This is a genomic window from Brevundimonas sp. (genome assembly GCF_032107865.1).
In the GTDB taxonomy this organism is placed as follows: domain Bacteria; phylum Pseudomonadota; class Alphaproteobacteria; order Caulobacterales; family Caulobacteraceae; genus Brevundimonas.
This window is the reverse complement of the sequence record NZ_DAMCNG010000285.1, coordinates 1-2986: the sequence shown is the minus strand read 5'-3', so window position 1 is coordinate 2986 and position 2986 is coordinate 1. Positions and strand designations below refer to the sequence as shown.

At 68.0% G+C, this 2986-nt stretch carries 4 protein-coding genes; 3 read left to right on the top strand and 1 reads right to left on the bottom strand.

Going from position 1 to position 2986, the window contains the following annotated elements; translation table 11 throughout:
* From RT567_RS15595 to RT567_RS15585, 3 genes are all read left to right on the top strand, one after another.
* Window positions 1-225, top strand: a 225-nt coding sequence (locus RT567_RS15595) for a DUF6456 domain-containing protein (RefSeq protein ID WP_313577147.1), incomplete at its 5' end; no start/stop codon positions are given.
* A 113-nt stretch (window positions 226-338) separates the two neighbouring features.
* Complete coding sequence (locus tag RT567_RS15590; RefSeq protein WP_313577146.1) at window positions 339-1142, top strand: hypothetical protein; 804 nt, start codon at window positions 339-341, stop codon at window positions 1140-1142.
* A 37-nt stretch (window positions 1143-1179) separates the two neighbouring features.
* The gene (locus RT567_RS15585) at window positions 1180-2238 is read left to right on the top strand and encodes a linear amide C-N hydrolase (RefSeq protein ID WP_313577145.1); all 1059 of its coding nucleotides are present in this window, start codon (window positions 1180-1182) and stop codon (window positions 2236-2238) included.
* A 59-nt stretch (window positions 2239-2297) separates the two neighbouring features.
* Here the strand turns inward: RT567_RS15585 and RT567_RS15580 are convergent, their stop codons facing one another.
* Window positions 2298-2735, bottom strand: a complete 438-nt coding sequence (locus RT567_RS15580; RefSeq protein ID WP_313577144.1) for a SufE family protein — start codon at window positions 2733-2735, stop codon at window positions 2298-2300.
* Window positions 2736-2986 lie beyond the last annotated feature (251 nt).

The following is a 2986-nucleotide window of genomic DNA, read 5'->3' as shown; positions in this document are numbered from 1 at the left end:
GCAGGGCGGATCGAGCCGGGCGACCGCGCCCTGTCGGCCTCAGGCCGGGTCAAGGCGGCGCTGGACGCCTGCGGCCCGCGTCTGCGCGCCATGGTCGAGCAGGTCTGCATCCACGGCACCTCGCTGCAACTGGCTGAGCAGGCCCTGTCCCTGCGCCGCCGTCAGGGCAAGACCCTGCTGAAACAAGGTTTGCAGGCTCTGGCCGAGTACTACGGCCTCGCATGACGGCGCGCCGCCGTCATGCGGGACGCACAATCAAAGATTGCTGATCTACGATTACTTAAGCATGGCCGTTCTACCCAAGGGCGATCCTCTCGGTCGCAGTGAGTAGACTCCCCATGACGTTCCTCCGCCCCGCCTCGCTTCTTCTCGGACTGGCGGGCCTCGCCGTCGCCGGTTCCGCCAGCGCCCAGATCGGGGCCCAGACCGACGCCGACGACCAGTGGCGCGTCACCGTCAGCCCCTATGTCTGGGCCACCTCGCTGGACGGCAATGTCACCCTGGCGGGGCACAAGGCGCCGGTGGATGTATCCGCCTCGGACGCCTTCGACCAGTTGGAGAGCGTCGTCATGGGCGACGTCGAGGTGCGCAAGGGGCGCTGGGGCGCCTTCGTCGACTATCAATACGCCAAGACCAATGAGGGCGTGTCCCTGATGGGCGTTCCGGCCGAGCTCGGCACCCGTTCGACCACCGTCTCGGGCGGCGTGCTGTTCCGCCTGATCGACGATCCCGTGGGCGGCCGCACCGCCTTCGGCGACGTGCGCAGCTTCCGCGTCGAACCGCTGATCGGCGCCCGCTGGAGCAAGCTGCGCGCCGACCTGAACACCCCGCTGGGCGCGACGCAGAAGGGCGCTGAATGGACCGACCTGCTGCTGGGCCTGCGGGTCGAGAGCGACGTGTCCGAACGCTGGACCCTGCGGACCCAGGTCGACGCCGGCGGCCTGGGCGACAATGACCGCCACAGCCTGGCCTGGCAGGCCCTGGCCTCCTATCGCACGCCGCTGGCGGGCGGCGCCGTCTCGATCAACGCCGGCTATCGGATGCTGCATCAGAACTATGAGCAGGACGATTTCACCGGCCAGCGCTTCGACTGGAAGGTGACCCGCCACGGCCCGGTGCTGGGCCTGTCGCTGACCTACTGACCCCTCCCCCGTTGATCCTCTCACCTCAGGAGACGACATGCGTATTGGAATGAAGAAGGGCGTCGCCGCCCTGGCCGCCGCCTTCATGCTGGCCGTTCCGGCGGCCGAAGCGTGCACGCGCCTTGTCTACCACGGCCACGACGGCGCGGTGATCACGGCCCGGTCGATGGACTGGAAGGACGAGATCATGACCAACCTCTGGATCTTCCCGCGCGGCATGGCGCGGGACGGGTCCGGCGGCCCGAACTCGCTGAAGTGGACGTCCAAATACGGCAGCGTCGTCGCCAGCGGCTATGACATCTCGACCGTCGACGGCGTGAACGAGATGGGCCTGGTCGCCAACGTCCTGTGGCTGGTCGAGTCGGAATACCCGGCCCACGACCCGAACAAGCCCGCCCTCAGCATCGCCGCCTGGGCCCAGTACGCGCTCGACAACTACGCCACCGTGGCCGAGGCGGTCGAAGCCCTGCGCGACGAGCCCTTCGTCCTGGTCACCGACAATGTGCCGGGGCAGGAACGCCTGACCACCCTGCACCTGTCCCTGTCAGATTCCGACGGCGACAGCGCCATCTTCGAGTACATCGACGGCAAGCTGGTGATCCACCACAGCCGCGACTATCAGGTGATGACCAACTCGCCGACCTTCGACCAGCAACTGGCGCTGAACACCTATTGGGAAGGCATCGGCGGCACGGTCATGCTGCCGGGCACCAACCGGGCGGCCGACCGCTATGCGCGGGCCGCCTTCTACGTCAACGCCATCCCCAAGTTCGAAGACCAGAACATGGCCGTAGCCAGCGTGTTCAGCGTGATCCGCAACGTCTCGGTGCCGTTCGGCATCTCGACGCCGGGCCAGCCGAACATCTCCTCGACGCGCTGGCGCACGGTCGTGGATCACAAGCGCCAGCTCTACTTCTTCGAGTCGGCCCTGACGCCGAACACCTTCTGGGTGGACCTGAAGAAGGTCGACTTCTCGCCGCGCGCCTCGGTCAAGCGGCTGGAGCTGGGCGAGAACCAGATCAACACCCACGCGGGCGACGCCACCGCCAAATTCACCACCGCGCGGGCCTTCCCCTTCCTGGGCCCGCAACAGTAGGCCCGAACACCGTGTCTCTTCCTCCCCTTCATGGGAGGGAGAGGCGCTCTATTCTGACGTCAGCCCGCCGCCAGCGCCGCCTCGCGGATGCGGCCGACCATGCTGTTCAAACCGTTGGCGCGTTGCCGCGTCAGGGCCGAGGGCAGGCCCAGGCGGTCCAGCGCCGCCCTGGCGTCGAAGCCCAGAATCTCGGCCGGAAGCCGCCCCGAATAGAGCCGCAGCAGCAGGGCGATATTGCCCTTGGACAGGGCGCTGTCGCTGTCGGCGTCGAAGAACAGGCGATCGCCCTCGGCCCGCATCGACAGCCAGACCTGGGCGGCGCAGCCCGGCACCTTGTTGGCTTCGATCCGCGCCTCTTCCGGCAGGGGCGGCAAGTCCTTGCCCAGGTCGATGACGTATTCGATGCGCCCTTCCCAATCGCCCAACAGGTCGAACTCCTCGACCAGTTCGGCCAGGGTCTCGTCGATGGAGCGGGCGGGAGCGGCGGTGGAAGTCATGGCCGCGACATAGGCCGCGCGCGCGCCCGCTACAACCGCCCTGCGTCTTCGCTCCCCCGACAGGCGAGCGCGCTAGGGGGCGCTTGAGGCGCAGTCTAACCTATAAGGCTGATTCAACCCCTGCGCCCGGATGGCCGTGACGTCTAGGACCGCCCTTCTCGATCCCATCCGCCGCCCCGAAGCCGCCGAGGCCGGGGACGGCGCCGCCGTGGCAGCCTGGCATGCGGGCTGGACGGCGGTCGTCGGGCTGA